Below are 4,699 nucleotides of genomic sequence, written 5' to 3'. Positions count from 1 at the left end.
GGAGCGAGCGCGAGCTCGAAAGAAAGATCGACTTCCTTCAGGATCGTGCCCGCGGCTTCGTCGACGAGCAGAATCTTCCCCGAGCCGGAGGCGAGAAGCAGGTCGTTGCCTAGGGGCACCGGCTCGAAAAAGGTCAGGCCGGGAAAGCCGAGCTTCCAGCGGAACTCGCCGTTCGAAGGATCTCGCGCCTCGACCGCGCCCGATGCGGTGATGATGACGAGTGTCTCGTTCACGAGTCGAGCCCGAGGACGGTCGCTCGGCCCGTAACGAAACCGGGTGAGCTCGGCGAGGGGAAGCAGACCCTCCGGAGGACGAAACGCAGGCGTGGCCGGGACTTCCTCGAGAGCCTCTTCTCCCGGTGGCTGGGCTTCCTCCACCGGAGGAGGGCCTCCCGGGGGGAGCTGCGACAAGGCCAGTCCCAGGACACTAGATATAGTTGGTAGGAAAAGAAGGGGCCTCAAAGTCTTGTTATGGGTCGCGCCGGTCGTTATAATGCCACCTTCCCGAGGGGGCAGTCGAGCCGTAGGGCGTCCATGGCGCACGATACCATTCTCGTTCTCGATTTCGGATCGCAATACACCCAGCTCATCGCCCGGAGGCTTCGAGAGCTTTCCGTATACTGTGAGATTCTCCCGTTCTCGACCCCCGTTTCGGTGCTGCGAAGGCCCGAAGTCCGCGGAGTCATCCTTTCCGGAGGCCCTCAGAGCGTCTACGCGCAAGGAGCTCCGCACTGCGAGCCGGACGTTTTCCGCCTTTCGATTCCGACCCTGGGAGTGTGCTACGGGATGCAGCTCATGGCGGAGTCTCTCGGCGGGGACGTTCGTCCCGCGGAGCATCGCGAGTACGGACACGCTCTCGTGGAGTTCCGAAACGGAAGCCCTTTGTTTTCTGGACTGGACGGCCGCCTCCGCGTCTGGGCGTCCCACGGTGACCGAATCGAGTCGCTCCCCGAGGGATTCCGGTTGACCGCCGTGAGCGACGACGCCCCGGTCGCCGCGTTCGAGGACGCACGAAGAAGGATGTTCGGGGTACAGTTTCACCCCGAGGTCGCTCACACGGAACGCGGCACCGAGATCCTGAAGAATTTCGCCTATGGCGTCTGCGGTGTGCGAGGGGACTGGTCGATGCACTCCTACGTCGACGAAGCCGTTGCCGCAATCCGGGGGCGCGTCCAAGACAGTGGTGTCGTGTGCGCGATCTCCGGTGGCGTGGACTCGTCGGTGGTGGCGGCGCTCGTGCACCGGGCGATCGGTGACAAGCTCACGTGCATCTTCGTCGACAACGGCGTGCTGAGGAAGAACGAGGCCGCTCAGGTGATGGAGCGTTTCTCTCGCAAGCTCCATTGGAACGTCGTCGCCGTTGACGCCTCGGAACGATTCTTGAGACGGCTCAGGACAGTCGCGGACCCGGAGCGCAAACGGAAAATCATCGGCCGGGAGTTCATCGCCGTCTTCACCGAAGAAGCGAGCAAGCTTCGAGACGTCCGATTTCTCGCTCAGGGCACGCTCTATCCCGACGTGATCGAGAGCGTCTCGGTCAAAGGTCCCGCGGAAGTGATCAAGAGCCATCACAACGTGGGGGGGCTGCCGAAGCGGATGAAGCTCGCGCTCATCGAGCCGCTGCGCGATCTGTTCAAGGACGAGGTTCGCGTCCTCGGGCTCGAGCTCGGCCTGGACGAGGAGCTCGTGTTCCGGCAGCCCTTCCCGGGCCCAGGGCTGGCGATCCGGGTGCTCGGAGCGGTTACTCGAGAACGCCTTCAGGTCCTGCGGGCGGCCGACGAGATCCTTGTGAGTGAGATCAAGAAAGCGGGTCTCTATCGTGACCTCTGGCAGGCGTTCTGCGTGCTTCTTCCCGTCCGTAGCGTGGGGGTGATGGGCGATGCGCGCACCTACGAGCACGTCCTCGCCATTCGGGCGGTGCAGAGCAAGGACGGAATGACGGCCGACTGGGCCAGATTACCCCATGAGCTCCTCAACAAGGTAACCAGCCGCATCATCGGCGAGGTGCGGGGAATCAACCGCGTCGTCTACGATATCTCTTCCAAACCTCCTTCCACGATCGAATGGGAATGATGACCTCGAGACCCTTCGTCCATTTGCACAATCACAGTGACTATTCGCTGCTCGACGGTGCCAGTCGAGTATCCGACATCGTCGAGCTGGCGGCCCGTTATGGAATGCCGGCCGTCGCGCTTACCGACCACGGGAACATGTTCGGCGCCGTCTATTTCTACGAGGAGGCGCGCAAGCGGGGCGTCAAGCCCATATTGGGATGCGAGATGTACGTCGCTCCCAATAGCCGCTTCGATAAATCGCCGAACGGAAGCATCGCCGACACGAACAACCATCTCGTCCTGCTCGCGGAGAACCTCGAAGGCTACCGCAACCTGGTGAAGCTCGTTACCGCAGGCTATCTCGAAGGTTTCTACTACAAACCCAGGATCGACAAGGAGCTCCTCGACCGGCATTCGAAAGGACTCATCGGGCTTTCGGCGTGCCTCAAGGGCGAGGTTCCTCAGGCGGCGCTTCGGGGCGACGTCAAGAGCGCAACCCGAGCAGCCGGTGTCTACCGGGATATCCTCGGTGAGGGCAACTTCTTTCTCGAGATCCAGGATCATGCCCTCGGCCTTCCGGACGAGAAGACCGTCAATACGAACTTGATGGAGCTCGCCCGGAAAGAGGGATTTCAAACAGTCGCCACCAACGACTGCCATTACATCTCGCGCGACGACGCGGAAGCACACGACATTCTGCTCTGCATCGGCACGGGGAAGAAGGTCTCCGACAGGCAACGGATGCGGTATCCCGGAGACCAGTTCTATTTCAAGTCCTCCGAGGAGATGGCTGCGCTGTTCGTGGGAACCCCCGAGCCCTACGACAACACCCTCGCCATCGCCGAGCGGATCGACTTGACGCTCGAACAGGAAGGGTTTCGGATCCCCCGTTTCGACGTGCCCGTGGGGGATACAGTGGAGAGCCATTTCGAGCAGGTCGCCTGGAACGGTTTTCGGGAACGGTGGCGTTCTCATGGACCCGCGATCGAGGCCGGGGGACGTTTCACGCTGGAAGACTACGAGAACCGATTGCGGCGAGAGATCGCCATGATACGAGAGATGGGGTTTCCCAGTTATTTCCTGATCGTTTGGGACTTCATCCGCTTCGCGAAAGAGCGAGGCATCCCGGTTGGCCCCGGCCGTGGCTCCGCCGCCGGCAGTCTCGTTGCCTACAGCCTGCGGATCACCGACATCGACCCCCTGGAGCACGAGCTTCTCTTCGAGCGCTTCCTGAACCCCGAGCGCGTCAGCATGCCCGACATCGACATCGATTTCTGCGAGGCGCGGCGCGGGGAAGTGATCGACTACGTCACCTCCAAATACGGCCGCGACAACGTCGCCCAAATCATCACTTTCGGAACGATGAAGGCCCGCGCGGTCCTCCGGGACGTGGGAAGAGTACTCGACATCGCCTATGCCGACGTCGACCGGATCGCGAAGCTCATACCCCCGACGCTCGACGCGACGCTCGAAAAGGCCCTCGAGGAAGTACCTCAACTCAAGGAAGCGATGGCGGCGGACGAGAGAGTTCGCGCTCTCGTGGATACGGCGAAGCGTCTCGAAGGGGTGAGCCGACACGCTTCGACCCACGCCGCGGGAGTCGTCATCGCTCCCGAGCCCTTGACCGAGTTTCTTCCTCTTTACCGGGGGAGCAAGGGAGAGATTACGACGCAGTTCGATATGAGGAACTGCGAGGAGATCGGTCTCCTGAAGATGGATTTCCTCGGTCTGAGGACACTCACCCTCATCGACAATTGCCTCGATATGATCAAGAAGCAGCTCGGGATCTCGATCGACCTCGAGACTCTGCCCTTGGACGACGCGAAGACCTACGAGCTTTTCGGTCGCGGCGATACGTTCGGGATTTTTCAGTTCGAGAGTGAAGGCATGAGGGACATCCTGCGGCGGTTCAAGCCGGAAAGGATTTCCGACTTGACCGCACTCAATGCCCTCTATCGGCCGGGACCGATCCGCAGCGGCATGATCGACGACTTCATCGATCGCAAGCGAGGCAAGGTTGCCCCTCGGTACGAACATCCCGCCCTCAAGGAGATCCTGGAAGACACCCTCGGGGTGATCGTCTACCAAGAACAGGTGATGCAGATCGCCTCCAAGCTCGCGGGATTCACCCTCGGCCAGGCCGACGTGCTCCGCCGCGCGATGGGGAAGAAGAAGGCCGAGGAGATGCAGTCCCAGCGGGAGATGTTCATGAAAGGCGCGCGGGAGAAAAAGATTCCCGAAAAGAAGGCTAAAAAGATATTCGACTTGATGGAACATTTCGCTGGCTACGGATTCAACCGGTCACACTCCGCCGCCTACGCGCTCGTCGCCTACCAGACGGCCTGGCTGAAGGCGAATTACCCGGAGGACTACCTCTGCGCCGTGCTCATGGCCGCCGATAGCCACCCGGCCGGCACCCACGAGCGCATCGCCCAGGCGTTTAACGAGTGCGTGCGTCTGGGCATTCCCGTGTTGCCGCCGGACGTCAACCGCAGCCAGGCTAACTTCTCGCTGGAGCAGCAGCCGGACGGCCGCACGGCGATCCGGTTCGGCATGGCGATGATCAAGAACGTCGGCGAGGGCGCGGCGCAGTCTATCGTTGATTCGCGCGCCGGCGTCGGCGGGGCCTTCGAGACCGTCGACGAG

At 61.8% G+C, this 4,699-nt stretch carries 3 protein-coding genes; 2 read left to right on the top strand and 1 reads right to left on the bottom strand.

Going from position 1 to position 4,699, the window contains the following annotated elements:
- A partial coding sequence (locus VEK15_22170) for a hypothetical protein (protein ID HXV63423.1) occupies window positions 1–410 on the bottom strand: 410 nt, incomplete at its 3' end.
- Window positions 411–533: 123 nt separating this feature from the next.
- Between VEK15_22170 and guaA the strand changes: the two genes are divergently transcribed.
- Together guaA and dnaE are read left to right on the top strand one after the other, a co-directional pair.
- Window positions 534–2,072 carry a glutamine-hydrolyzing GMP synthase gene (guaA, locus tag VEK15_22165; protein ID HXV63422.1) on the top strand — a complete coding sequence of 513 codons (1,539 nt, stop codon included), beginning with the start codon at window positions 534–536 and terminating at the stop codon, window positions 2,070–2,072.
- A partial coding sequence (gene dnaE, locus VEK15_22160; GenBank protein ID HXV63421.1) for a DNA polymerase III subunit alpha occupies window positions 2,069–4,699 on the top strand: 2,631 nt, incomplete at its 3' end. The genes guaA and dnaE, both read left to right, overlap by 4 nt.

The sequence above is a fragment of the Vicinamibacteria bacterium genome (assembly GCA_035620555.1).
Classification (GTDB): Bacteria; Acidobacteriota; Vicinamibacteria; order Marinacidobacterales; family SMYC01; genus DASPGQ01.
This window is presented reverse-complemented; position numbering and strand designations above follow the sequence as displayed.